The sequence below is a fragment of the Clostridium sp. DL-VIII genome (assembly GCF_000230835.1).
Lineage (GTDB): Bacteria > Bacillota > Clostridia > Clostridiales > Clostridiaceae > Clostridium.
The window spans coordinates 2,278,214-2,303,547 of record NZ_CM001240.1 but is presented as its reverse complement, the minus strand read 5'-3'; the positions used below and the strand labels follow the sequence as shown (position 1 = coordinate 2,303,547).

The 25,334-nt window shown below is 33.2% G+C and carries 30 protein-coding genes; 6 read left to right on the top strand and 24 right to left on the bottom strand.

The window, feature by feature from the left end; genetic code table 11:
• Positions 1 to 33: 33 nt before the first annotated feature.
• The 4 genes from CDLVIII_RS10490 to CDLVIII_RS10475 all read right to left on the bottom strand — a co-directional run bounded on the left by CDLVIII_RS10490 (position 34) and on the right by CDLVIII_RS10475 (position 4,119).
• The gene (locus tag CDLVIII_RS10490; RefSeq protein ID WP_009169431.1) at positions 34 to 870 is read right to left on the bottom strand and encodes an enoyl-CoA hydratase/isomerase family protein; all 837 of its coding nucleotides are present in this window, start codon (positions 868 to 870) and stop codon (positions 34 to 36) included.
• 142 nt (positions 871 to 1,012) lie between these two features.
• On the bottom strand, positions 1,013 to 1,954 hold the full coding sequence (locus CDLVIII_RS10485; RefSeq protein WP_242835881.1) for an enoyl-CoA hydratase/isomerase family protein: 942 nt from the start codon (positions 1,952 to 1,954) through the stop codon (positions 1,013 to 1,015).
• Between the two features lie 79 nt (positions 1,955 to 2,033).
• Positions 2,034 to 2,660, bottom strand: a complete 627-nt coding sequence (locus CDLVIII_RS10480; protein WP_242835973.1) for an enoyl-CoA hydratase/isomerase family protein — start codon at positions 2,658 to 2,660, stop codon at positions 2,034 to 2,036.
• Between the two features lie 235 nt (positions 2,661 to 2,895).
• Positions 2,896 to 4,119, bottom strand: a complete 1,224-nt coding sequence (locus tag CDLVIII_RS10475; RefSeq protein WP_035302213.1) for a M20 family metallopeptidase — start codon at positions 4,117 to 4,119, stop codon at positions 2,896 to 2,898.
• A 377-nt stretch (positions 4,120 to 4,496) separates the two neighbouring features.
• Between CDLVIII_RS10475 and CDLVIII_RS10470 the strand changes: the two genes are divergently transcribed.
• The 3 genes from CDLVIII_RS10470 (at position 4,497) to CDLVIII_RS10460 (ending at position 8,080) form a co-directional block, all read left to right on the top strand.
• Entirely contained in the window at positions 4,497 to 5,657 is a 1,161-nt protein-coding gene (locus CDLVIII_RS10470) for a transcriptional regulator (protein ID WP_242835880.1), read from the top strand.
• Positions 5,658 to 6,077: 420 nt separating this feature from the next.
• The gene (locus CDLVIII_RS10465; protein WP_009169426.1) at positions 6,078 to 6,551 is read left to right on the top strand and encodes a MarR family winged helix-turn-helix transcriptional regulator; all 474 of its coding nucleotides are present in this window, start codon (positions 6,078 to 6,080) and stop codon (positions 6,549 to 6,551) included.
• A gap of 233 nt (positions 6,552 to 6,784) precedes the next feature.
• Positions 6,785 to 8,080 carry a CynX/NimT family MFS transporter gene (locus CDLVIII_RS10460; protein ID WP_009169425.1) on the top strand — a complete coding sequence of 432 codons (1,296 nt, stop codon included), beginning with the start codon at positions 6,785 to 6,787 and terminating at the stop codon, positions 8,078 to 8,080.
• Between the two features lie 30 nt (positions 8,081 to 8,110).
• Here CDLVIII_RS10460 and CDLVIII_RS32485 read toward each other — a convergent pair whose 3' ends face one another.
• From CDLVIII_RS32485 to CDLVIII_RS10440, 7 genes are all read right to left on the bottom strand, one after another.
• Positions 8,111 to 8,245, bottom strand: a complete 135-nt coding sequence (locus tag CDLVIII_RS32485) for a hypothetical protein (protein WP_278245933.1) — start codon at positions 8,243 to 8,245, stop codon at positions 8,111 to 8,113.
• 111 nt (positions 8,246 to 8,356) lie between these two features.
• Positions 8,357 to 9,268, bottom strand: a complete 912-nt coding sequence (locus tag CDLVIII_RS10455) for a phosphotransferase (RefSeq protein WP_009169424.1) — start codon at positions 9,266 to 9,268, stop codon at positions 8,357 to 8,359.
• A 202-nt stretch (positions 9,269 to 9,470) separates the two neighbouring features.
• A complete protein-coding gene (locus CDLVIII_RS30625; RefSeq protein ID WP_242835879.1) occupies positions 9,471 to 9,602 on the bottom strand; it encodes an AAA family ATPase in 132 nt (43 codons plus the stop codon).
• Positions 9,603 to 9,652: 50 nt separating this feature from the next.
• Positions 9,653 to 9,769 (bottom strand): HTH domain-containing protein, encoded by a 117-nt coding sequence (locus tag CDLVIII_RS32735; RefSeq protein ID WP_009169423.1) that lies wholly within the window; start codon positions 9,767 to 9,769, stop codon positions 9,653 to 9,655.
• A 49-nt stretch (positions 9,770 to 9,818) separates the two neighbouring features.
• Complete coding sequence (locus CDLVIII_RS10450; protein WP_009169422.1) at positions 9,819 to 10,634, bottom strand: MBL fold metallo-hydrolase; 816 nt, start codon at positions 10,632 to 10,634, stop codon at positions 9,819 to 9,821.
• Between the two features lie 730 nt (positions 10,635 to 11,364).
• Positions 11,365 to 12,084, bottom strand: a complete 720-nt coding sequence (locus tag CDLVIII_RS10445) for a cell wall binding repeat-containing protein (protein ID WP_009169421.1) — start codon at positions 12,082 to 12,084, stop codon at positions 11,365 to 11,367.
• Between the two features lie 105 nt (positions 12,085 to 12,189).
• A complete protein-coding gene (locus CDLVIII_RS10440) occupies positions 12,190 to 12,375 on the bottom strand; it encodes a hypothetical protein (RefSeq protein WP_009169420.1) in 186 nt (61 codons plus the stop codon).
• Positions 12,376 to 12,585: 210 nt separating this feature from the next.
• Here CDLVIII_RS10440 and CDLVIII_RS10435 point away from each other — a divergent pair, with 210 nt between their 5' ends.
• Together CDLVIII_RS10435 and CDLVIII_RS10430 are read left to right on the top strand one after the other, a co-directional pair.
• Entirely contained in the window at positions 12,586 to 12,810 is a 225-nt protein-coding gene (locus CDLVIII_RS10435; RefSeq protein WP_009169419.1) for a DUF1659 domain-containing protein, read from the top strand.
• 115 nt (positions 12,811 to 12,925) lie between these two features.
• Complete coding sequence (locus CDLVIII_RS10430; protein WP_009169418.1) at positions 12,926 to 13,144, top strand: DUF2922 domain-containing protein; 219 nt, start codon at positions 12,926 to 12,928, stop codon at positions 13,142 to 13,144.
• Between the two features lie 64 nt (positions 13,145 to 13,208).
• Here the strand turns inward: CDLVIII_RS10430 and CDLVIII_RS10425 are convergent, their stop codons facing one another.
• The 5 genes from CDLVIII_RS10425 to CDLVIII_RS10405 all read right to left on the bottom strand — a co-directional run bounded on the left by CDLVIII_RS10425 (position 13,209) and on the right by CDLVIII_RS10405 (position 16,634).
• Complete coding sequence (locus CDLVIII_RS10425) at positions 13,209 to 13,451, bottom strand: AbrB/MazE/SpoVT family DNA-binding domain-containing protein (RefSeq protein WP_009169417.1); 243 nt, start codon at positions 13,449 to 13,451, stop codon at positions 13,209 to 13,211.
• Positions 13,452 to 13,563: 112 nt separating this feature from the next.
• Positions 13,564 to 14,190 carry an ATP-binding protein gene (locus CDLVIII_RS10420; RefSeq protein WP_035302211.1) on the bottom strand — a complete coding sequence of 209 codons (627 nt, stop codon included), beginning with the start codon at positions 14,188 to 14,190 and terminating at the stop codon, positions 13,564 to 13,566.
• 49 nt (positions 14,191 to 14,239) lie between these two features.
• Complete coding sequence (locus CDLVIII_RS10415) at positions 14,240 to 15,469, bottom strand: phage replisome organizer N-terminal domain-containing protein (RefSeq protein ID WP_009169415.1); 1,230 nt, start codon at positions 15,467 to 15,469, stop codon at positions 14,240 to 14,242.
• A 168-nt stretch (positions 15,470 to 15,637) separates the two neighbouring features.
• The gene (locus CDLVIII_RS10410) at positions 15,638 to 16,219 is read right to left on the bottom strand and encodes a YqaJ viral recombinase family protein (protein ID WP_050816251.1); all 582 of its coding nucleotides are present in this window, start codon (positions 16,217 to 16,219) and stop codon (positions 15,638 to 15,640) included.
• A gap of 220 nt (positions 16,220 to 16,439) precedes the next feature.
• Positions 16,440 to 16,634, bottom strand: coding sequence for a DUF739 family protein (locus tag CDLVIII_RS10405; protein WP_009169413.1), 195 nt, complete (start codon positions 16,632 to 16,634; stop codon positions 16,440 to 16,442).
• Positions 16,635 to 16,785: 151 nt separating this feature from the next.
• On the opposite strand from CDLVIII_RS10405, the gene CDLVIII_RS10400 reads away from it, so the two are divergent.
• A complete protein-coding gene (locus tag CDLVIII_RS10400) occupies positions 16,786 to 17,139 on the top strand; it encodes a helix-turn-helix transcriptional regulator (protein WP_242835877.1) in 354 nt (117 codons plus the stop codon).
• A 135-nt stretch (positions 17,140 to 17,274) separates the two neighbouring features.
• On the opposite strand, the gene CDLVIII_RS29805 is transcribed toward CDLVIII_RS10400, so the two are convergent.
• From CDLVIII_RS29805 to CDLVIII_RS10365, 8 genes are all read right to left on the bottom strand, one after another.
• Positions 17,275 to 17,439, bottom strand: coding sequence for a helix-turn-helix domain-containing protein (locus CDLVIII_RS29805; RefSeq protein ID WP_242835972.1), 165 nt, complete (start codon positions 17,437 to 17,439; stop codon positions 17,275 to 17,277).
• 118 nt (positions 17,440 to 17,557) lie between these two features.
• Complete coding sequence (gene hypD, locus CDLVIII_RS10395; protein ID WP_347462524.1) at positions 17,558 to 19,933, bottom strand: trans-4-hydroxy-L-proline dehydratase; 2,376 nt, start codon at positions 19,931 to 19,933, stop codon at positions 17,558 to 17,560.
• The gene (locus CDLVIII_RS10390) at positions 19,934 to 20,848 is read right to left on the bottom strand and encodes a trans-4-hydroxy-L-proline dehydratase activase (protein WP_009169410.1); all 915 of its coding nucleotides are present in this window, start codon (positions 20,846 to 20,848) and stop codon (positions 19,934 to 19,936) included.
• Between the two features lie 451 nt (positions 20,849 to 21,299).
• Entirely contained in the window at positions 21,300 to 22,346 is a 1,047-nt protein-coding gene (locus CDLVIII_RS10385; RefSeq protein ID WP_009169409.1) for a proline racemase family protein, read from the bottom strand.
• A gap of 25 nt (positions 22,347 to 22,371) precedes the next feature.
• Positions 22,372 to 22,977 (bottom strand): cytidylate kinase-like family protein, encoded by a 606-nt coding sequence (locus CDLVIII_RS10380; RefSeq protein WP_009169408.1) that lies wholly within the window; start codon positions 22,975 to 22,977, stop codon positions 22,372 to 22,374.
• A gap of 13 nt (positions 22,978 to 22,990) precedes the next feature.
• Positions 22,991 to 23,719: an amino acid ABC transporter ATP-binding protein gene (locus CDLVIII_RS10375; protein ID WP_009169407.1), complete on the bottom strand. Its 729-nt coding sequence runs from the start codon at positions 23,717 to 23,719 to the stop codon at positions 22,991 to 22,993.
• A gap of 7 nt (positions 23,720 to 23,726) precedes the next feature.
• The gene (locus CDLVIII_RS10370) at positions 23,727 to 24,371 is read right to left on the bottom strand and encodes an amino acid ABC transporter permease (RefSeq protein WP_009169406.1); all 645 of its coding nucleotides are present in this window, start codon (positions 24,369 to 24,371) and stop codon (positions 23,727 to 23,729) included.
• A 43-nt stretch (positions 24,372 to 24,414) separates the two neighbouring features.
• Positions 24,415 to 25,245 (bottom strand): ABC transporter substrate-binding protein, encoded by an 831-nt coding sequence (locus CDLVIII_RS10365; RefSeq protein WP_009169405.1) that lies wholly within the window; start codon positions 25,243 to 25,245, stop codon positions 24,415 to 24,417.
• Between the last annotated feature and the right edge of the window lie 89 nt (positions 25,246 to 25,334).

Below are 25,334 nucleotides of genomic sequence, written 5' to 3'. Positions count from 1 at the left end.
CGAGTAATTACCAAATCCTTTTAACAAAATGGACTATCTTTCATTCCCCTGAAAACGTCCCTTGATTTTTATCAATCTCTCAAGCACACCCTCTTCATCAATGGACATGTCGTACAATTGGCGAGTAAGTTGGAAACCTTGATCACTGACTAAGGCTTTTTTCCAAGGGCGAGATAAAATTGAATGAGTAAGATGTCTCGCAGAGCGAGGTGCCTTCATTATCATCTCTGCGAGTTCCCATGCACGTGAAAGAAGCTTTTCACGTGGCAGTACTTCACTAACCATACCGAGGTCTAATGCCGATTGAGCATTAATGTTCATACCTGTGTATGCGTAAAATGCCGCTCTCTTAATCCCTAGTAAATTTTGAAATGTTAAAACTATTCCATCTCCAGGAGGTATACCACCAAGATAATGTGCATCGAAAAATTCTGTGCCTTCAGCACAAATTGTAATATCACAAAACGTTCCCAGTTGCCAGTGTGATCCTGTACCATTAATCGCCCCAATTGTTGGAATGTCGATGCAATAGATCATATTTTCAATCATTCTCAAGGATTCATGATACATTTCCAGCTTACGGTTTCTCGGCCAATCCATAAATTTTGTTTTCCAGACTTCTGGATTTCCTATTTGCCACAAATCCCCTGTCCCCGTAAGAATCATCACCTCGTTTTCAGGGTCACGGCCAATATCTGACCATACATTACCATATGCGGTTTGGCCCGGCCAGTCAAATTGAAACGGTCCCCTATTAGTATGAAAACGTACTTCGATTATGCCGTTACGGCGGGTCATTATGAAAAAGTCTTTGTACTTCTCTGAGTATTCTTCGAACCTTGTAGGCCCCACCATACATCTATCAGACATTTCGATTCCTCCTTAGCAAAAATGCCAGTATTTCTTAAAAAACTTAACAAAGGGGCCGTTTGCCTTTAGTTTTATACTTAAAGGCATATAGCCCCTCTATCACTATTTCTTTACTTCCAATATCAATTTAATGCTATTGTCCTTATTTGCCCATTAAGCGCCCTTTCATTTTCGTCAATCTTTCAAGAACACCTTCTTCATCAATAGCCATGTCGTACATTTGGTGAGTAAGTTGGAAACCTTGATCACTGACTAAGGCTTTTTTCCAAGGACGTGATAAAATTGAATGAGTAAGATGTCTCGCTGAACGAGGTGCCTGCATTATCATCTCTGCAAGTTCCCAAGCACGTGGAAGAAGCTTTTCGCGTGGCAACACTTCACTTACTATGCCAAGCTCTAATGCTGTTTGCCCATTAATATTCTTACCAGTGTATGCGTAGTATGCTGCTTTCTTAAAACCAATCATGTTCTGCAATGTAAGAATCATTCCATCTCCAGGAGGTGTGCCTCCTATAAAATGTGGATCAAAAAAGTCCGCGTCTTCTGTACAAATCGTAATATCGCAAAGAGATGCAATTTCACAGTGAGTTCCAGGACCATTTATCGCCCCGATTGTAGGGATGTCAATGCAGAATATCATATTTTCAAGTAGTCTTAGTGATTCATGATATTGTTCAAGTTTCTTTTGTTTAGGCCAATCCATAAATTTTGTTTCCCACACATCTGGGTTTCCTACTACCCATTTATCCCCTGTTCCAGAAATAATCATTACCTCATTTTCAGGGTCACGGCCAATATCTGACCATGCATGAGACCATGCAGTATGGGCTTCCCAATTATGTTCATATGGTCCTCCGTTGGTGTGCAATCTTACTTCAATTATTCCATCACGACGGGTCATTGATAAAAACTCTTTGTACTTCTCTGAGTACTCTTCAAATTTTGTTGGTCCAATCATACGGTTCTCTGACATTTTAATTCCTCCTAATTTTGATTTTATATTATTAGTTATTTTCAATCCAATCTCTGGCAAAATCCGCGTAAGCGGCAGCACCTTTATTAAGTCTTTATCCGAGAATATCACCTTTAGATGCTGGAGAGGTAACACATATAGCCCCTCTGTCACTATTCTTTACTTAAAAATCAATTTAATACTATTGTTCTTATTTGCCCATTAAGCGCCCTTTCATTTTTGTCAATCTTTCATGAACACCTTCTTCATCAATGGCCATGTCGTACATTTGATGAGTAAGTTGGAACCCTTGATCACTTACTAAGGCTTTTTTCCAAGGACGTGATAAAATTGAATGAGTAAGATGTCTCGCTGAACGAGGTGCTTGCATTATCATCTCTGCAAGTTCCCAAGCACGTGGAAGAAGCTTTTCGCTTGGTAACACTTCACTGACTATACCAAGCTCTAATGCTGTTTGACCATTAATATTCTTACCAGTGTATGCATAGTATGCTGCTTTCTTAAAACCTATCATGTTCTGCAATGTAAGAATCATTCCATCTCCAGGAGGTGTGCCTCCTATAAAATGTGGATCAAAAAAATCCGCGTCTTCTGTACAAATCGTAATATCGCAAAGAGATGCAATTTCACAGTGAGTTCCAGGGCCATTTATCGCCCCGATTGTAGGGATATCAATACAGAATATCATATTTTCAAGTAGTCTTAGTGATTCATGATATTGTTCAAGTTTCTTTTGTTTAGGCCAATCCATAAATTTTGTGTTCCAGACATCGGGGTTTCCTACTACCCATTTATCCCCTGTTCCAGAAATAATCATTACCTCGTTTTCAGGGTCACGGCCAATATCTGACCATGCATGAGACCATGCGGTATGGGCTTCCCAATTATGTTCATATGGTCCTCCGTTAGTGTGCAATCTTACTTCAATTATTCCATCACGACGGGTCATTAATAAAAAGTCTTTGTACTTCTCTGAGTACTCTTCGAATTTTGTTGGTCCAATCATACGGTTCTCTGACATTTTAATTCCTCCTAATTTTGTTTTAATATTATTAATTATTTTCAAGCCAATCTCTGGCGAAAGCCGCGTAAGCGGCAGCACCTTTCTTAAGCACATCATCCGAGAATATTACCTTTGGATGGTGCATAGGGTAACTATACCCCTCCTTGGAATTGCCTGCATTAATAAACACCGAGATACTTGGCACCTCTTGCGTTACAAATGAGAAGTCTTCAGATCCCATTAATTTACCACCGGGTATTAGTTGTGATAGATAGATATAGGAATCTGCACCAAAAGTGTTTGCTATAGTGGTTCTCATTTGACGGCTAAGCTCGCTGTCATTTTTTATTTCGGGACAGCCCCTGGTATAAATCACCTCTGCCTTTGCATCAAATGTTTTCGCAATACCTGTGGAAATTTCCCGGATACGGGTTTCGATTTTTTCCCGCAATACGGCGTCAAAAGTACGTACGCTGCCTTTAATCCTGGCAGTATCGGGAATCACGTTGTTTGTAGTTCCGCCTTCCATTACTCCAACCGTAAGAACTGCACTATCAGTTGGAGAAATTTCATGGCTTATGATACCCTGTAGCGCCAGATGAAGGTGAGCAATTACATTTAATGGATCTACTGCGGCATTAGGCATCGCTCCATGTGCACCCTTTCCTTGGATGATGACTTCGAACCAATCTGAAGAAGCTGAACTCGCTCCTCCAGCCTCAGGCGTAATAAATAATCCAATTGGAAACGGAATTCCTGTCATTACATGTAGCATCATTGCCGCATCCACTTTAGGATTTTCGAGGATCCCATTTTCAAGCATCATCTTGGCACCATGCAAGGTTTCTTCGCCCGGCTGAAACATAAGTTTGACCGTTCCTAAAAGCTTTCCTTCATTTGCCTTTAGTATCTCTGCAGCGCCTAGCAGCATTGAAGTATGCATGTCGTGACCGCATGCATGCATATTTCCGTTGGATGACGCAAAAGGAAGATCCGTTTCTTCTTTAATTGGCAGCGCATCCATATCTGCACGAATAAGAATCACCTTCCCGGGGCGTTGTCCGCCGATGGTTACCATTAAGCCTGATTCTCCCACGGGAGTGGGCTTAAGGCCAATCGACTCCAACGCCTCTTTTACATAAGCAGTTGTCCCAGGTAACCTTAGATCAAGTTCCGGAATCGAATGAAGATGATGTCTGTACATGACCAATTTTTCCTGTAACTGATTGGCCATATTTAAAAATTCTTCAGTTTTTTCAGCCAAAATTAACACCTCCTTAAAAATAAATTGTATTAGTGAATAACAGATTGAAATTTTCTTATTTTTTATTTTAAGACATTTTAAGAACACTTTCATTGTACTTTAAGCACAAAAAGTTGTCAATAATAAAATAAGACATTTTAAGAACATATTTTTTCCAACTACTGGCATCATTGAAATATCATATTTTTTATGTTATAATTCATGTCATTAATTGTTTATGAAAGGAATTTGCCATGAAAATCAGACTTGGTATAATCACGACGGAATCTTATATAGACTATTTCCGTGAAATTGAAGAAGAATTGCAGTCGGTATGTAAGTTTCGGATTCTTACAATCAGTAACTTTAGGGAAACAAAAGACTTATATCTAAACAACTTAGATTCGGTGGACGGATTTGTTATCAGCGGCAGGCTTCTTTACGAGTCAATAGATAAGGAATGTTTAGATACGAAAGTACCTACGCACATTTTGCAGGATAATGAAACCCTTCTTTACAGAGAACTATTTAGGCTGCTGCTTACTGAACCGGGGCTTGACATATCAAGAATTTATGTGGATTTTGCATATATTATCGATTCTTTCAGTGAATTCCAAAAGTATCTGACTCATCAGGGAAAGCCTATTGATAGCGATAATCTGTTCGAAAGAGTTGAAACAATGCTTGAAAACCATATAACACTGTGGGAAGAGAATAAAATAGACTTGTCGATTACGGCATTCAGCCACTTTGTTCCAGAACTAAAAAAACACGGGGTAAGGTATATCTTAATACGACCCACTTTGGAAAACGTTAAAGAAACCATAAGTGGGATCATCAACGAAATTACCATCCTCGAGCTCAAGAGCAGGAGTGCAGTTGTGGCATGCTTATCGATCGAAACGGCGCACCCACAGTCCGAAGAGCAACTTCATGAGCTGAAAGTGCTAGCCGGCAGGTTTCTGCGCAATGTGAATCTTCCAGATACGGCCCAAGTCTCGGAAGGCTTTGTCAAACTATACACCACCTACGGAAATTTTATAAAAATCACCTCTAATGCACAGAACTGTGCACTGTTGAAATATTTAGAAGAGTATGCAAGCGACAAGGTAATAATCGGATGGGGCTCTGGGCATGAATATTATCAGGCTAACGAAAACGCCGTCAGAGCTCACCGTCAGGCCAATGCCTTTACAGGCAGCTGCAGCTTTTTTATAAACGAGGATCAGAAGGTAATCGGACCAATGCAGAACATGAATGTTATACAGTTCTCTGAAAAGGGCGATCCAGCAATCATGGCATTGGCAAAACGCATTGGAATAAATAATATCAACCTACAGAAAATCATGTATTATGCAGAAATTATGAGAACAAACAAACTATCTTCTGAGGATGTCGCCCAATGCCTGTCCATCACCGTCAGAGGCGCAAACCGTATTCTTAACAAAATCGAAGAAAAAGAATATGCGAGAACTGTATTTGAAAAAAGAGACAGCGGCAAAGGAAGACCCCAAAAGTACTATGAGCTACTATTTCTCGACAGTGAGGGAAGCCTCTTAGAAGGATAACCGCGTTTTTTTGTGGTTATCCTTTTTTATTTAGCTCATGCTTTTGCTCTTCTGCTAAAAATGTAAGAACCAATCACGTATTAATCTCTTCATTTAAAGCCTTTCCCAAATTATCTTCATCCTTTCCATCACTGTTTTTCTACTCAAATACCCAAGATGACTTCAAAAACCATATGACTTGCACTCTTGAAAATAATTTTCTATGAATTGATCATAATATGCTCCCCTGACATAATAATTTAAGCATGCATCTTGTGAATCAAGTCCAAATTGATTTTTAAGGCTGTTTTCATACGCCTTAAAAAAAGAGAGCGTTACTTTACAAAAGCAGTTTTTTAGCTTTTCCCCTACTATATATCATCTCGTCACTATATAAGAAAATTACTTGACAAAAGTGTATAGCAACCATATACTATTAACATGGATAAATTTATAAATAACAAACATCAAATTGCATATAATTCTATGGACTTAGCGTTTGCCTTGACTGACCTTGATAAAAAGACTCGCTACTTCGGAACGGATGTACCGATTTTTCACTCTGAAATACATGTAATAAAGGCTATTGCCGGACATCCTGGCATTCATGTAGGTGGACTTGCCGATATTCTAGGAGTAACAAAAGGGGCTGTTTCTGAAATTCTCAAAAAGCTAGAGAGAAAGGCTCTGGTTATAAAAGAAGTTGATGATCTTAATTTATCTAGATATTCATTAAGTCTTACTGAAAAAGGTAAAAAAGCTCATAGCAACCATATTCTCTATCATTCTATTATAAATAATATGGTTGAAGATGAACTACAAAATGCCTCCGAACATGAATTAGAGTTTTTGTCAAACTTTTTGTCGAGCCTGATAAACAAGGTTAAATTTTTTAACGAAAATTTTGATGAATAAAAATTTTACGCAAGTGTATGGATGCTATACACATTTTCAGTGTAATTAAGTTAGGAGGGCTAGCATCAAAAAGAAAAACTCATCAAGGCTATATATCAGTTATGATAATAGTGAAGTGAGTGAACAAAAGTATAAACTTAAAATACTTGTAGCTAAAACGATGCAATGAGAGACTCTAAATATTATATTTAATGTAAAAAAATCGTATCATATTTTAAGGAGAGACTATATAAATGAATCAATTACATAACGAACACAAAAAGAACCTATATTCAAAAAGAAATACACCAATAATGCTGATAATTGGAATTGTATTTATTGCAGCAAATTTACGTTCACCTTTAACAGCGGTTGGCCCGTTGGTCAATCAAATTCGTGGTAGCTTACATATTTCAAATACATTAGCAGGTATGATTACAACCCTTCCGTTATTCGCTTTTGCAGGGTTCTCACCTTTCGCTCCACGTTTGGCGCGAAAATTTGGCACTAAATTGGTGCTGCTTTGGTCACTTATTTTTCTGACTTTCGGAATTATATTACGTTCATTGCTTGGAGGGGTGGGACTATTTCTTGGAACATTAATCCTTGGATTGTCCATTTCTGTCGGCAATGTGCTAATACCCAGTCTAATCAAACGTGAATTTTCTAAACAGGTCGGTTTGATAACTGGCATCTATACTGCTTCTATGAGCCTTTTTGGGGCGATAGCATCCGGTATCAGTGTCCCTGTTGCGGCAAAATCGAGATTTGGATGGAGCGGAGCGTTAAGCATTTGGGCTGCACTTAGTTTCTTATCCATTATCATCTGGATACCTCAAATAATACATAGAAAGCAAGAAATGTCCATTGATAAAGGAACGATCGATAATGACATTAAAACAAAAGTAAAAGACATCCATGAAGAAAAAAATGAAATAGAGAGTATTAACGGAGATGTCATTAATAAAGTTAACTTATGGAAATCTACTTTGGCATGGCAGGTATCGGTATATATGGGATTACAGTCTATGCTACTCTATTGCATGGTTGCATGGTTGCCTGCTATTTTAATCCAGCAAGGTATGAATTCAGACAAAGCAGGATGGATGCTCTCCCTTTATCAATTGGTATCGCTCCCTGTATCATTTTGGGGTTCTGTCCTTGCTCAACGTAAAGCCAATCAACGTCCATTAGTTATCATTGCCTCTCTATGTGTTTTGGTGGGACTTTTGGGCATATTCTTAAAATGGACAGGGCTTATATTCCTATGGATGATTATGTTGGGCATTGGTGGAACACTTACTTTTTGCCTAGCTATGATATTTTTTAGTTCTCGTACAAGAAATGCAGATGAAGCGGCAAGATTGTCCGGCATGGCACAGTCAATCGGCTACCTACTCGCTGCTTTTGGACCGATGCTTTTTGGTTTTCTACATGATGCATCTAACAGCTGGGAATTACCACTTATTGTCTTAATCGGTGCTTCCGCGTTATGCTTATTTGCTGGACTGGGTGCATCACGCGATCTGCATATTAAGTACAACTGTTGATAATAACGTCATACATAGTTTAGTCAATGCTTAAGCAGAGAACCAAAAGCTTGTCTTTTGTATTGATAACCTATCAACATCAATAAATAAATCAAATACCATAATATCTGCAAAGCTTGGAGTAGCTATAGAATAGATACCGATGGCTCTAATGATGATTCTCATAAGGTTGCATAAGAAACAGGCGATAGACATTGATTTTTTTAATGTTTATCGCCTTTAAATTTATTTATTCATTTCCTAAGAAATTCAGTGCTTGTTCAGAATTATATTCAATCATATCATTAACCTCAGTAATTTTTGTTTAAGCTCCAATGCACCTGAGAGACATGAAATGTGCAAATGCATTTTATAAAATTTTAATCTATCTAAATCAAGGTTATCTTTATTAAAATATTTATAATACTCACCAAATCTGAATTGCAAAAAACTATGTTCATATTCTGCATCAAAAAACATAGCGCTCTCTATATCTATTAAGTAAGTATTAAGATTTTCATCCACCAAAACATGATTTGGGCCTAATTCCCCATGTATAAATACATAATCATTTCTAGGTTTCATATTATCATACAATTCTTGTATTTTATTAATTAACATGGTCTTATTTTTTAATATTCCTTCATGAAATCTTGATGAATATTCAATTTCTTTTATATTTCTATCCAGTAATATTCTTTCACTTCCAAACTTCAATGTTTTTTCAGTTTTAAGATTTCCATAAAGTTTATTTCTGATAAAATGCATTTTCTTAATGTTTTTGCTTAAATCAGTAAATACTTTATATTTAGTCTCTTCATCAGCATAAAAATATTTTTCTATTTCTCCACCTGCTATATATTCAACTAGTGCAAAATCAAATGAGTATTCTTTCTTATTTCTGTCTATATAATATATTCTTGGTGTCCTAATCCCATTTTGTGTAAGGAATTTATTATTTAATTCAAACAAATCTGCCCCATTTGATTTAAATATATCATCCTCATCTGTTTTTTCATTAAAATAATCCATAGAATTATCCCAAACATAAAGAATACAGGAGAAGCCTTTGTTACATTCTATTTTATATGTTACTTTCCGTGCTCCTCCATAAATTCTTATAATTTTGAGTATTTTAAAGTCTTGACTTAAGTTTTTACATAAAATCTTTTGTAAATATACTACTTCTATATGACAATCTTTATTCATTAAGTTTATCTCCTTTACAATTGATACTTTTTTTATAATCAAATGCACTCGCGAGTTAACCTGATATTAAAATTTTATCATTTTATACATATATTACTAGACTTATAATTTCCATTGTGTTATCATAATGTCATAAGTTTTTTAAAAAATCACTGGAGAATTTCCAGTGATTTTTTGCTTTTCAATAACTTATTTTATATTCTTAACTTTCCCAATTGTCTCTCCAATATAGCTTATCAAGGTGAATTAAAGGAATTTCTAATTTACTAGCTAATGTTTGTGCTAATGTCGTTTTTCCGCATCCATTACCACCAATAATTAAAATACGTTCCAACCACTCTTCCTCCCTGTAATATATAACTAGTCTCCACTACAAATTACAATTTACGGTTCTAATTCTTTCAAGAAAAAATGTAATGACATCACTGTTTTAGATACCTTATATTTACTTTCTAAAGAAACTAATTTAGGATTTTCTACTAAATCATTAACTCCAGACATCAAGTTAATTTTCCCCTTCAAGTTATAATTTGCCGATTTCGCGTTATACTCATAATTTTTCCATTATCTCATAACTCAATGTACGAAATACCTGACAGTACTTTTGAAATCCATCCTGCCCAATAATATAAATATTAGGCATATAGTCCATTCTAACTTTTGAATACATAATACGCTCCAAACCATTATCTATAGCTGTATGATTACTTAAAGCTACATCTACTTTTTTATGCATTGCTTCACTGATAAAGTAATCCAATGACTTGAGATATTGTTTAACTTCATTCTTTGTCCATGGTGGTGTCGTACCTCCCCATAATGCTGCCATATGGATTTCTCCATCTTCTTTTACAGGAAATATGTAACTTAATCCTCCTGGAGCATGACCAGGGGTACCGTAAATATATATTGTTTTATCGCCTAATGTTATGGTATCTCCATCTTGAACATAAACATCAATTTTATAATCTTTCCATGTTTCTGGTCTATTAGGCTTCGTTGGATGTTCCTCCCAGAAAGCATCATCTATTTTAGAAAGGTATGTGTAAACATGATACTTTTCAACAAACCATCTCCCACATCCTGTATGATCAACATGTCCATGTGTCAAAACCAGTTTTTTTATTGTATCTGGATTCCATCCCACATCTTTAATCGCGTCTACTATTGCCTCAAAAGCTTTTTCTGCTGGCCAAATAGCATCTATCACTATTAAACCATCACTCGTCTTCAATATAAAACAATTTGTTTGCTTTTGTGCAACAATTAGCAAATCGTCAAAAATCTTAGCATGAGTGAAAAATGACATATCCTCCATTGCTTTTATTGTTTCTTTTGTAATAACTGGTTTATTTAATCTATCCATTTAATATACACTCCTCTGCACAATATTAATTCTATAGTTGCACAGAGGTTAATACATTCTTTGGATGCATACGTAAAAATGTCTTCATGATTTCACCTTCTCTATATATTACTACTGGTCTATTCATTATATAAATAATTTTACTATATATATTATAGCAATATTTACAATTTCTTAATATGTATTACAAACATTATTTATGTACAAAAAAGCACCTTTTTAGGCACTTTTACTATTTATAATTTATTCTCTAATACATAATTTCATGTAGCCTCTTATTGCCTTACGAAAGCCGAAGAAAATTAGTTCTATACTATAAGCTAGAATATAAACATTACCTTGATACAAACCCTATACAGCTTGAAATTGAAATAAAATAATCCTAGAAAGGTCTTCTTCAGGATTATTTCATTTATACAATTTACCATAAATTATCTAACTCCATAAATAAAAAAGAATGGTCTATTAGGGTGTTATAGACCATTCTGAATACTGGTTAGTATTTATTTAATAGGGGACAAATAATGTTTAACTACTTTATATTTATATAATACTTGAGATTTGTGACAGCAATATGACAAAATCAAATTTTAATTATCTGCTACCTTTGAGTAGAATTACGCAGTTAAAAAATACCACACATTTATTTATTATGAATAGTGTGATATTTTAACTTGCTATTTATTTTACTTATAGAGATGTTGCAAAATACTACATCCTCCTGGATACTTTAATGTTCTATATAAGACGAATCAATTGATTTTAGATACCTGTCAATTGTTTTAATATCTAAGTTACCTTTTGTGACATTAAATTGTTCTCCATTAATATCAATTGGATTATCAAAAGATATATCCATTACCTCTTTATCATTGATATAGAATAATGCCCTATGCAGCCAACCTGTTACTACCGGAACATCTATGTTATTAACAGAATAAGCATCTAAATATCCCATAAATTCTTTAATCTTTTGTTTATCTTCAATTGTTACTGTGTTATTTTTTAATGATCCGTCGCAAAAAACTATTTTTGTAATATCATCAAATTTTATACCAGTTACACCACTTATTGTTGTGGCGTTTGGATTAACCTTTGATACATGTATTGAACTAGTTCCAGCAATTTGATTCCATGCGCCATCTGAACCTACTGCACATCCATCTATTGTCGTATCATGGGCCATACTTCCATCTGAATTTAAATAATATGATTTACTATCATATTTTATCCAACCTGTTTTCATATACCCATCTTCTCCAAAATAGTACCATTTCCAATCAATTAGCTTCCAACCAACTGACCATGAACTACCTTCTGTATACCACCAACCTTGATTATCTTGCTCCCACTCCGCACTTGCTCCTATTGGATTTAATATTAATACTGAAACTATTACTAATGTACTAACTATTATTTTAGTTAATTTAAGCATTTTAACTTTTATCATCCAAATTCCCCTTTTATTTGTAACCTTGTACTGTTATTAATTATAACATAAATTGTACATAGTTAATGTAGCAACACTTATTTGCATCGCTACATTTTAACTTTTCTAAAATTTACTTTTATAGGTTATATCATCAACTTTTTTCTTATCTAATTCTTGAGTAAGTAATATATATTTTCTCTCATATTTTACTATTCCTATTATATACACTCCTGTAATAAGCACCGTAACTATACATCCACGTAATAAGACTAGTGTTAAATTATATAAGCTATTTATCATATCAGCCATAAGTCCCTCCTAGATCTTTTTATTTTAATCCTTTCCTTATTTTTAAGTATTTAATCATATATAAATATTTTTCAGTCTATTTACTCTACCTTTTTCATGCATGCTCCTTTCAAAACTTATAAAAAATATAAAAATTTTTTTAATATTAATGTGACATTTCTAAACCTTACATATATCCTATATGAAATAAAAATAAAGGAGGTTTAGACTATGGCTGTAACAAAATCACTTCAAACAACATCATTAAGCATTGAGATCCAAAGTGGAACTGATAAAGCGGGCGACGCGATATTTACCAAGAAAACTTTTTCCAATGTTAGAACAGATGCTGCTTCCCAAAACATCTATGATGTTGCTGAAGCTATAAAAGCTGTTTTATCAGTTCAGACTAGAGATTACTTTGTAAATGAAGCCTCTAGTTTAGTTAATGCTTAAGCAGGCATCGCGAATCTATGATTTGATGATGGTCGCTTACTATGTGAGTACTCCTACGACGCTAGGAGTAGGAGTTTCCTTAACTTAATGAACTTTATGAAAGGAGGACCTATTAATGGAATATACCTTATCTTTGACTTTTCTAACTGAAAATGGCGAAAAGACTACTTTAAATATTCCAAGTGTTAAATCAGATCTTACTAAAGCTGAAGTCAATTCACTTATGGATACTATAATAGCAAAAGATATATTCAAAACAAATTCTGGTGGTTTAGCTAAGAAATCTGGAGCTCAAGTTACTCAAAGACAAGTCACAAAATTTGATATAGCTTAATTTTAAGTAAAATTATAGAAGTTTATCCTTTAGCAGATAAGCTTCTATTTTTTACTCTGAATATTTACTCTTGACCTAAAGCCTTTCTACATTCGTTGCAAACAATTATTTCTTTAAATTCAGAAATCTCCTGACTACTTCCGCAAAAGATACATCCTTTGCTATATTTCCTAACAACCACCTCATTGTTTACTTTAATAATTTCCACTGGATCTCCTTCCTTAATCGCCATTAAATTCCGCATTTCTTTGGGTATTACAACCCTTCCCAAATTATCAAGATTTCTTACTATTCCCGATGCTTTCATGCTCAAACGCCTCCAAAATTTTATTTATCCCACTCAAACATTGTTATTATCATCTAAAGATATGCATAAGTTTTAGTAGTTTGAGATTAAGTAAAACTCAACTAGAAAGGTTTCACTTAAGTCTATAGTTATTCCTTATATCCTTTTCAACTTCTACAACATAATCTTTGGCCATCTCATATATGCGTGACCCCACCCCTTCATCAAAGTTTAAAAGCCTATCAATTGAAAATTCGCTGCTTACTATAATTGGTAAAAAATTAAGATACCTATAATTTATAATCTCAAACATCACATTTATATCACTGTCGTTTATTTTTCCTTTAAAGAGGTCATCAATAAGCAATACTTCACATAATTGATATTTTGAGATTGCTTTTTTATAATATTCCTGATCAATCATATTCTGCTTTATTTCTGTTATTACATCTCTGTACGGCATATAAACAACTTTAATCTTTTGTTTTAAAAAGTTTAGTGCAACTGCAACACTCATGTGACTTTTGCCACAACCAACCTGACCACATAGCAATAGACTGTTTCTTCTCTTATCTCTTATATCATCAAAATCAGTACAATAAGCTGCTGCAGTATCTTTTATTCTACTAGATGCTTCATTCCATACCTCAAAATTTGAAAAAGTATATTTACTTTGCTCAACATTTATTCCAGAATACTTCCACTCACTTTTCAGCTTTTCTATTTTTCTGCATTCACAGGCTACCGCAAGTGGCTGCATATGTTCCTGTGGTATTAAAATCCATCCAGTATCACAGCATTTATCACACTTATATGAGGTTTGCATGAATTCTCTTTCTTTCAGCTTCTGTAAGTTTTCGTGATTCCTTTGGTTTGAATCCTGCAAATTCGTTTTTATCTGCTTTGATATTCTTTCCATAGCTTCTAACCCCATTTTTCTTTACCTCCTTATCCTCTTTTGGATATCCATCTCTCTTCCAATTTTTTAATATGCCATTAATATACTTAAATCCAGTTTGATTTTGATCAAAGGCTGTATCTATAGCCATCTTAACTACTTTTTCACCATAAGTATCAATTGCTTTCCTAATGGCAAAGCTATAGGCTCCACCAGGTATTCCCGTTATTTTTTGATAATAAAACATAATTCTCATAGAGCTTGCGTTTATGTCATCATCCTTATGTGATGTAGTTATTTGATCTGCCATAACTTCTGGTACCATGGATATTACAGAATTTACTTTTTGACTTGTAGAAGTCTCATTATTTATCTTAGAAATCAAATTTGTATTCTCTATTTCTATATCTTTTTTATCCCTCTTTTTCTTATTCTCTATCTCTTTCTTATTCTGCTCCGTTACAATAGCGTTACTTTCATTTTTTGTAACGTTACTGTTTTTTTGAGTAATGTTTCCTTTATTTTTATTGTTTTTTATAGAATTGAGATCAGCTATCTCATCATTATTAGAATTATTCTTAGCAGGATCTTCTGAATCAATTTTACTTTTATCATCAGAATCAATTGCTATACTTTCATTAGTTTCAAAATCGTCTTTTGGTTTATTTTCATCAGCCTCCATCTCATCTAAATTTTCAGCTTCAAAAATATTTGCATCATTCTCTTTGTTATTTTGTGAAGCTTTCTCATCTAATTTTTTCTTTTCTCTATAGTTCTCAGCTCTTTTTCTATTTTGTTCACGAACTCTTTCCATTCCTTCTATGTTTTGATGCTTTTCCCAATTTACAATTTTAATCACCTTATTAGGAGCTATTTCAATCATGCCAAATCGAGATAATACTTTTAGTGCAAGTTTAATGTCCTCTAATGATCTTGAAAATAATACGGCTAACATTTTAGCTGTAAGAGGTTTTCCTTCTGATAAAAATATCTCTCCGTTTGCATTAAGCTTTCCACCCAATAAAAGTATTCTTATCCAAACATAATGTATTGTATCTCTCTTTGGCATTGCATCTATTAATTTCATCTTTTCATCATCATGCATATTAGTAGATAACTTAATCCATTTGATATCTGCCACTGTTTCCACGCTCCCTTAAACAAAATAACCTGAACCTTTCAAGCCCTTCCCATGATGGAGTTAGTCCAATAAAATTACAAACGTAGATATAAGATTTAAAGATTTTGAAATTCATTTATAAAATCTCTCTTTCTACTCTCCTTACCATTTTAAAATTTTGAGCATTAATTAATCCAAACTCAATGATTCATTAGGCTTGACTTTCTTTTTTATATAATAATTCCAAAACTTTTCTTCTACTTTAACTATCTTAGAAATTAAACTTTCATCACGTTTAATTTCTTTTAAGATGAATTTTCGACCGTTAATAAGCATTGCAATGTAGCATTTATCTACTTCTTTTACTTTCATATTATGTTGAGCCTCTAATACTCTCATCCTAATAAAGTTTTTATCATTTATCTGAGCTTCATCTATTCCATTAATTACTTTGCAATCCAGAATTGAATTTTCTCCTATGATTTTTCTATTAACATTAGAAACCATATATTCATAATCCTTATCAACTGAATTTATATTATTCTTCCGTATCTTCTTTTTAGTTCTAATCATAAATTCTCTTGAAACTACTTCTTCTAAGGTACTTGTCCAATATATAACTTCAAGACCTTGTCTTAAAAATTCAATTTCTCCAATCTTTTCTGCATAGACATCTTCAATACTTCTGTATTTATCAAAACCAAGAATTGCTCCAATATCTTTTCCTTCAAACTTCTCGGTTTCTTTTACTAGGCATTCTAATTTTCCCATTTTATAAATCACCTCATTTAATAATTAATCTAAACCTTTACACTGTATAGACAATGCATTAATTTAAACCTTTGTTTAAGTTATTTTTTTATCTTTTCAATTTATTATCTTCTTACTTCCTGATGTGTTTTTGAGATATTTTCAAGCCATTGCTGATTAATAGTTATTAATCTCTAGTTATCTATGTTTAAATTATATATTTTACTTTCTAAGTAACTTACTAGGCAAAAAAAATTTCTATCGGATTTTGTATTTCTAATATTCTTATCATATTTTCAATTTCATCAGATCCGAAGATCCCTTTGTTTAGTTTAGTACATAAAGTTTTTGGAGAAATTCCTAATTCTCTCGCGAGTTTTTCTTGAGTATAGCCTTTTGATTTTATTTTCCCTTTCAACTCATTAACTAGTATCATAATAATCCCCCTTTTGTTACTTGTTAAGTAATATAATACATTATTTGGATATTGCTGTCAATACTTAACAAGTAACTTATTCCAAGTTTTAGGAAATAATTGTTGCATATACAGAAACAAATGTTATAATATAATTAATTTGAATTAAATTATGAGGGGAAAGATAAAAACTATGGGATTAAAAGAAAATATAAAAAAAAGACGCTTAGATTTGAACCTCACATTGGAGGAAGTCTCGAATAAACTATCTGTTAGTAAGCCAACTCTTCAACGATACGAGAGTGGTGTAATTTCCAATATACCCTCTGATAAAATTGAAAAACTCGCAGCTATCTTAGAGACAACACCAGCATACTTAATGGGGTGGGAAGAAGAAAAAATTGACATAAAATCACAATTAACTGAAGAAGAGAAATCTTTATTAGATAAATACAATTCCTTAGATTATGTGGGCAAGCACACGGTTAATACAGTATTGGAAATGGAATTTAAAAGATGTAATTAATATAACATTTACTAATATTTTAGGAGAATTAAGAAATATTATGTTTATAAATTTGACTTTTTTTGTAAAATTTTCAGTTAGAAGCATAATTGAAAATTTTATATATTCTTTTAAGATCTAAATGAACTTTAAATTTTAAAGTTTATCAAAACTATTAATTTTAAGATCTATTTGCTGCATTACTTCTTCGTATTTATCATCAAAAAAAATGGAAAGTGAACTTAAAAGATCATCTTTCCCATTAAAATAGTAATAAAACGTACCTCTTGAAGCATCAGCTTCATCAATAATTTCATCTATGGTTGTATCCTCATATCCTTGCTTTTTAAATAAACTCCATGCTGCTGCTACAATTTTTCCTTTAGTTTTTTCTTCTTAGCCATAGTTCTTATAAGTTTTATTTCTTTTTTAATTGTTCCTAATTAAATGATTGTTCTGTACGTTCAATTATTTCATCTTGTAGTGCCTTACTAAGATTTCTAAAATGATCGCTATAGCCTGCAACTCTCACAATCAAATCTTTATATTCTTCAGGATTTTTTTGTGCTTGTATCAAAGTTTCTCTATCAATAACATTAAATTGAATATGATGTCCATCCATATTAAAATAAGTACGTATAAGATTTGACATTTGTTCCAAACCATTTTCCCCTGCTACAACACTAGGAGTAAATTTTTGATTTAATAATGTTCCCCCTGTTCTTAAATGATCCATCTTAGATGCTGACTTTATCACTGAAGTAGGACCTTTTGTATCAGCACCCTTTTCAGGTGAAATCCCCTCTGATACCGGTTTATAAGCAAATCTACCATTAGGACTGGCCATCATTACTTCTCCAAAATATACATGACATGTAGTTGGAAGCATGTTAATTCTATATGTTCCACCTTTCATATTAGGCCTGCCTGTAACACTTTTGCTATAAAAGTCAAAAACACTTTTCATAATTGAATCTGCATAAGGGTCATCATTGCCATATTTCGGTGTTTTATTACGAACTAAATTAAGTATTCTCTCATAGCCTTCAAAATTATTTTCAAGGGCATTCATGAGCTCTTTCATAGTAAATTTTTTTTCATCAAATACATTATATTTTACAGATGCCAAGCTGTCTGTGATAGTTCCTATGCCAACCCCTTGAATGTAATTTGTATTATAACGTGCTCCTCCTGCATTATAATCCTTTCCTTTTTTAATACAGTCATTAGTAATTATAGACAAAAACGGTACAGGCATATTATCTGCATATATTTTTTCAATAATATTACTTCCCTTAATTTTTATATCAAGGAAATATTCAATCTGCCTCTTGTAAGCATCAAAAAGTTTTTCATAAGTATTAAAATCTTCAGCATACCCAAGTTCTAAACCCAATTGTTTACCATTTACCTTGTCATATCCATTATTTAAAGTAAGTTCAAATATCTTGGGAAGATTAAAATATCCAGTTAAAATATAAGCTTCATTTCCAAAAGCTCCTGTTTCTACGCAACCACTTGTTCCTCCAGTTCTCGCATCCTCAATACTTTTCCCAGCATTTAATAATTCCTGAATAATTGCTTCCGTATTATAAAAGGCAGGCTGTCCCCATCCTTTTCTTGATATTTCACAAGCTCTTTTTAAGAACTTCTGTGGAGTTTTACGACTGATTTGAACATTTGAACTTGGCTGCAAAAGTTTCATTTCATCCATGCAGTCTAAAATCAAGTAACTAACAGGATTTACACCATTTTCTCCATCTGGAGTTATTCCTCCAGTATTAATATTTGCAAAATCTGTATAGGTACTGCTCTCTTTTAGTGTAATCCCTACTTTAGGTGGAGCAGGCTGGTTGTTAAATTTTATCCAAAGACATTCTAAAAGTTCTTTTGCCTTTTCATCATTTAAAATATTTTTTTCAATATCATTCTCATAGAAAGGATATATATGTTGATCTAATCTTCCTGGGCTATATGCATCCCATGGATTTAATTCAGAAGTAACCCCAAGATGCACAAACCAATACATCTGTAAGGCCTGCCAATAGGTTTTTGGTTTATGAGCTGGAACTACTTCACAGTTTTCTGCAATCTGCAAAAGATCCGCTTTCCATGAAGGATCTGATGTTTTTTCTGCTTCTTCTCTTGCAAGCTTTGCATATCTTTCGCCTAAAATAATAATTGCATCGCATGCTATACTCATTGCTGATAATTGATTTTTTTTGTCTAATGCTTCGGCATCATTTAAAAAATCTAACTCAGTTATAGCTTTCTTTATATCTTCTTTGTAATCTAAAAATCCTTTTTCATATATTTTTCCAGAACCCACAGTATGACCTGGCCCTCTTTGTTCCATAAATTCAGTAAAAATACCGCATTCATAAGCATTTTTCCATTCATTACTCATATTTCTTAAGATTAAGTTACGAATAGAACGATTTTTCCAAAATGGAATAATAACTTCTTCTTGATATGCATAATCTTTATCTTTAACATTAAAGCTAATTAAATCTCTATCATTCATAACATGCATATCTTCTATAGTATGACAGCAAAGTTCTGGAAATGTTGGAGCTGCTTGAGGACCATCACCTTTTTCTCCTACAATGAGTTCACCTTCATTAATACATAGAGTTTTTTTTGAAAAATAATTTTTAAGACAAATAGCACGAAGCTCTGGTACAGATACTGTACCTTCATATTCTTTATATGTTTCAGTCATAATTTTAGCTCTTTCCATATATATATGCGCTTCTGTATCTACACTTTGTTTTCTAAGTTTTTTAATACGATCGTTCATTCCTCTTTCCATAATTTAACCTCCTATAATAACATTTATAAATCCATACTTTTCAAATTCTTTTTTATATTCTTGCATCTTCTTAGGATCTGGAGCACGCCAGTTATCACCTTCATATATTTTTTGTAATTTGTAATATTTACTCATTCCCGTATTATGATATGGCAAAAGATTAATTCTATGAGGCCTTATATTGTTACTTAGCAAATATTTTATTATATCTCTTATATGCTTCTCCTCAGCATTCACACCTTCAATGAGAGGAATCCTAATATAAATTTTGGCTTTATCTTTATAAAGTTTTTTTAAGTTATCCAGAATCAGTGTATTATCTACTCCTGTATACTTTTTATGAAGTTCATTATCTATAAGTTTTAAATCATATAAAAATGTATCTATAACCGCTAGAATTTTTTCAAAGTTTTCATAACAAGTAAAGCCACAAGTATCAATATTAACTCTGATTCCTCTTTTGTGAAATTCTTTTACAAGTTTTTCTACGTATTCCATATCCATAGCCATAACTTCTCCACCAGATAAAGTAACTCCACCTCCTGATTCTTCATAAAATAAATAATCTTTTTCTACCTCTTTTATAAGCTCTGAGACAGAGTAATGTTTTCCAGCTATATTTCTAGCATTTTGCAAGCAATAGTCAGTGCAAGTGCCACAAGCTTTGCAAATTTCTTTTTCTGTAAACATATATTCTTCTTTAACATGTATTGCTTTTTGTGGACATATTTCAATACATTGCCTGCATTTTGTACACTGTTCTTTATTGTACATTATTTCCTTCTCATAATTTTGAGTCTCAGGATTATGACACCAACTACATCGTAAAGGGCAGCCTTTAAAAAATATAGTAGTACGAATTCCATCCCCATCATGTATTGAATATTTTTGAATATTTGTTATATATACATTTTTCAAAATTAACTCCTCAATTCTTTTTGGATAACGATATCTTAAAACTTTCTTTACTATTCAACTATTCAAGTTCAACTAAGATTCACTTAAATTCTTAAAAAGAGTGAGATTTCCCCCACTCTAAAATTTCATTTTAATTACTTATAATCATAATTTTTTTTGTATTTTTTCGATTCTCTTATCTGTATTTCAATTCCTACTATTATCATAGTAATGCCTACAAATTCATTACTGAATACTTTCTTCCCTCTTCATCTCCTTAGGCACATGAAAATAAATAACAAGTCCAAAGTTGACATGGATATTTTTCATCAGGCAAGAAAGTAATTGCCCTCATAGTGGGCCTATTATAAGTGAGAGTCCAAATCTTGTATTTGGTTTCTCGAACTTAGTTAAATTGCACATGCAATTTAACCTCCTTTGATGATGGAAAATAGGCTGGCAAATGGACTTGTTATTTATTTGATTGTACCTTAGTACCAATGCTAAAACCAAATTCCAGCGGATCGTCATCATCTAATATCCATGTATTCATTCCGGTGATATATGCGCTTCCAGTTATTTGTGGTATAATTCCCTTTTTTCCGTCAATTTCAATTTCTTTTGTCACTTTTCCCATAAATAAAGAACCTATAATACTTTCATAAACAAATTCTTCTCCAATTTCAAGCTCTCCTTTTGCATACAGTGCTGCAAGCTTAGCACTTGTTCCTGTTCCGCATGGGGATCTGTCTGCCTGAGCACCTCCAAAAATTACACAGTTCTTCATACTGGCTTTGTCACTGCAATCATGCGTATAAAATTCCACTAAATCCACAGTTGTTATGTCCAAATATGGATGCTTAATATTCTGTGTATAATTAATCATCTTTCTTAGTTTCATTCCAAGATCTGTAATCTCCTTCATGTTCTCCTCTGTTAATTTCAGACCAATAGCATCTGCATCTACCAAAGCAAAGAATGATCCTCCAAATGAAATATCATATGTGATGTTTCCATATTGAGGTACTTCTATTTGCAAATTACTCTTATACAAAAATGATGGAACGTTTATAATGCTTACATTTACTGCTTTATGGTTAATAACCCTAACTTTTGTTTGTATTATCCCGGAGGGGGCATCTAAAACCACTTCAGTATATGGTTCTTTTACTTCAACAATGCCAGTTTCAACAGCCATAGAAGCCACCCCAATACTGCCATGCCCACACATATTTAAATAATTATCACTGTCCATGAATATTACTCCTATATCTGCCTCTTCATGGATTGGTTCTGTAAGAAGTGCCCCAAACATATCTCTATGTCCTCGTGGCTCAAGCATAATTGCTTCTCGACAATTATCATAATGCTTCTCTAAATACTGCTTTTTCTCCATCATTGTTTTACCCGGAATTTCTGGAAAACCTTCATATATAATTCTAGTTGACTCTCCCATGGTATGAGAATCTATTGTTTTGAATTTATATTTATAGTCCATTGTTTTTGGATTGAACTTCATATTCATTCCCTCCTATATTCTTTTGTCAAAGGGCTTTTAATTCACTAAATTTTTTTCTAACAACATATGCCAGTAATTGTGCCGTACCCTCAACTCCGAGAAACGCGCTATTTACCAGAATATGCTTGGACGTTGGTTCTCCAGGACTATATTTTGCATACTGTTTATGAAATGCCAGTCTTGCCTTGTCGACACTCATAATCATCTTTTCTGCTTCTGATGTGCTCATTCCCAAACTATCAACACAGTTTCTCATACGAGCATCCAAAGGTGCATAAATATATATGTGAAATGCATTTTTTTCATTTCTTAATATATAATCAGAACATCTTCCTACAATGATGCAGGTTTCCTTATCTGCTAATTCCTGAATGATCTTTGACTGTGTCTCAAATATTTTTTTCTGCTGACTTAAATTTTCTGTTCCAAGGGGAAACAGCATTTTAAAGAAATCAGAACTGCTCTCTTCCTGATCACTTATAACAGATATTGGAAGATTTAATTTCTGTGCTGATGCTTCCACAATATCTCTATCATAGTATTCTATATTCAGAATTTCTGATAAACGTTTGGCAATTGGACGCCCTAAACTTCCAAACTGCCTAGTAATTGTAATTACATATTTGCTCATTTACCTCTCCCCCTTATGCTGTTAAGAATCTGGCAAGAAATGATTTCGTACGCTCTTCCTTTGGATTTTCCAATACTTCTGAAGGTCTGCCTTCTTCTACAATAAGTCCATCTGCCATAAAAACAACGCGATCTGCTACATCTTTGGCAAAGCCCATCTCATGAGTTACAACAATCATTGTTATGCCATCTTTTGCCAAATCCTTCATTGTATTTAACACATCTCCAACCAGTTCAGGATCTAACGCAGAGGTTGGTTCATCAAACAATAGTGCTTGTGGCTCCATTGCAAGTGCTCTTGCAATAGCCACACGCTGCTGCTGCCCACCAGAAAGTGTAGGTGGATAGACATCTGCTTTTTCTTCAAGTCCAACCCTTTTTAGTAATTTTATTGCTAGTTCCTTTGCTTCAGACTTTGATTTATGTTTAGTTAGCATTGGAGCCATCATAACATTTTGCAGTACTGTTTTTAATGGGAAAAGATTAAACCTCTGAAAAACCATTCCAACTTCTTCTCGAAATTTACGAATATCATATGATTTATCAATAATATTCTTGCCATTATATAATATTTCTCCGCTTGTAACTGTTTCCAATTGATTTATGCAGCGCAGAAATGTACTTTTACCTGAACCTGATGGTCCTATAACACATACTACTTCCCCAGGCTTTATGTGTATATTCACATCACGTAAAACTTCTAAATCACCAAAATTTTTCTTTAAATGTTTAACTTCTATCATTAATTATTCACCTCATTTTCTTTTCAATAAATTTTTGAATAATAATCAGAACTGATATAACAATTAAATAAAATGCTGCTAGTACTGTATATGTTGGAATTGTCTGAAAACTTAATGCTGCATACGTCTGTGCCTGATGAGTTACTTCACTTACTGTAATAACAGATAGAAGCGCTGTATCTTTTACAGAAATAATAAATTGATTAAACAACCCTGGAAGTGCAATTTTTGTTGCTGGAGGAATAATAACATGAATCATAACTTGAATCTTTGTAAGTCCCAAAGAGACTGCCGCCTCTTTCTGACCTAAATCAACACTCTGAAGCGCACCCTTAATTATTTCTGACATAAATGCACCTGAATTTAATGCTATTACAATAACTCCAACTGTTGTTGCCCCAAAATCTATTCCTGTCAATTTAGGAATGACAAAATATACATAGAGAGCTTGCACCATTAATGGAGTAGCACGAATAATCCAAATATAAACTTCTGCAATAATCTTTAAACCTTTTAATTGTGACTGTAAAATGAAACCGCAAAAACCAGCAATTACTAATCCAAATAAAATACCTAATACTGCTATGAAAAATGTGATTTTAATTCCAGAAAACAGCATTGGTAAAATTGTTTGATAGAATTGTATATTCATACATTATACCTGTCCTTTCTTTAGGCTGCATAGACTTATCTAATTATTTGCACCATTTATCGTAAAGTTTATCTAATGTTCCATCTTCTTTTAATTTTGCAAGTGCTGCATCGAACTTATCTTTATACTTAAAATTATTATTATACGCAATTGCATATGGTGCCTGTCCATTATTAAACTCATCTCCAACTGTCTCTAATGCTGTTCCATTTGTTGTCTTTATATAGAATGCGCATCCTGGAGCATCCTGAATAACTGCATCTACCTTCTTTTGTTCTAAAGACTCATAAGCTGTTGTAATAGTATCATGAACTTCAATTTTGGAATTTGTTAGATTTTTCTGTGCATAAATGTGTGACGCTGTTCCTTTTTCAACTGCTACTGTTTTTCCTGCTAATGAATCTACACCTGTGATACCTTCATCATTGTTTTTATTGATCATAACTTTCTGACCTGAATCACAGTATGTATCTGAGAATTTCATTACTGCTTTTCTTTCATCTGTTGCACATAAAGCTGCTGCTCCTACATCTAACTTTCCTTCTGCAATAGAAGTTGTAAGTGCAGAATAATCCATTGCCTGAAGACCGCCGCCATCAATTTTAAATCCAAGAATTTTCTGGATATCATTGATTAAGTCAATATCATACCCAATTAATGTTTTTCCATCTTTATCATAATACGAGAATGGCCCAAATAACCCCGAAGTACCTATTTTAATTGAAACATCTTTCATTGACCCCTCTAAATCGGTTGTTGATGCTTTTTGAGCATCTGCTGGTTTTGAAGCTGAATCACTTCCAGAACTTCCACATCCCATAAACGATAATGTCATAACTCCTAACATCAAAACAGCTAATATTTTCTTTTTCATAATATTTCCTCCCCATATTTTAATAATTTTTTTATTGACCTATCAGCAAGTTGTTTTATGTTTTTTAACTATAAGATATAAAAAAAAGG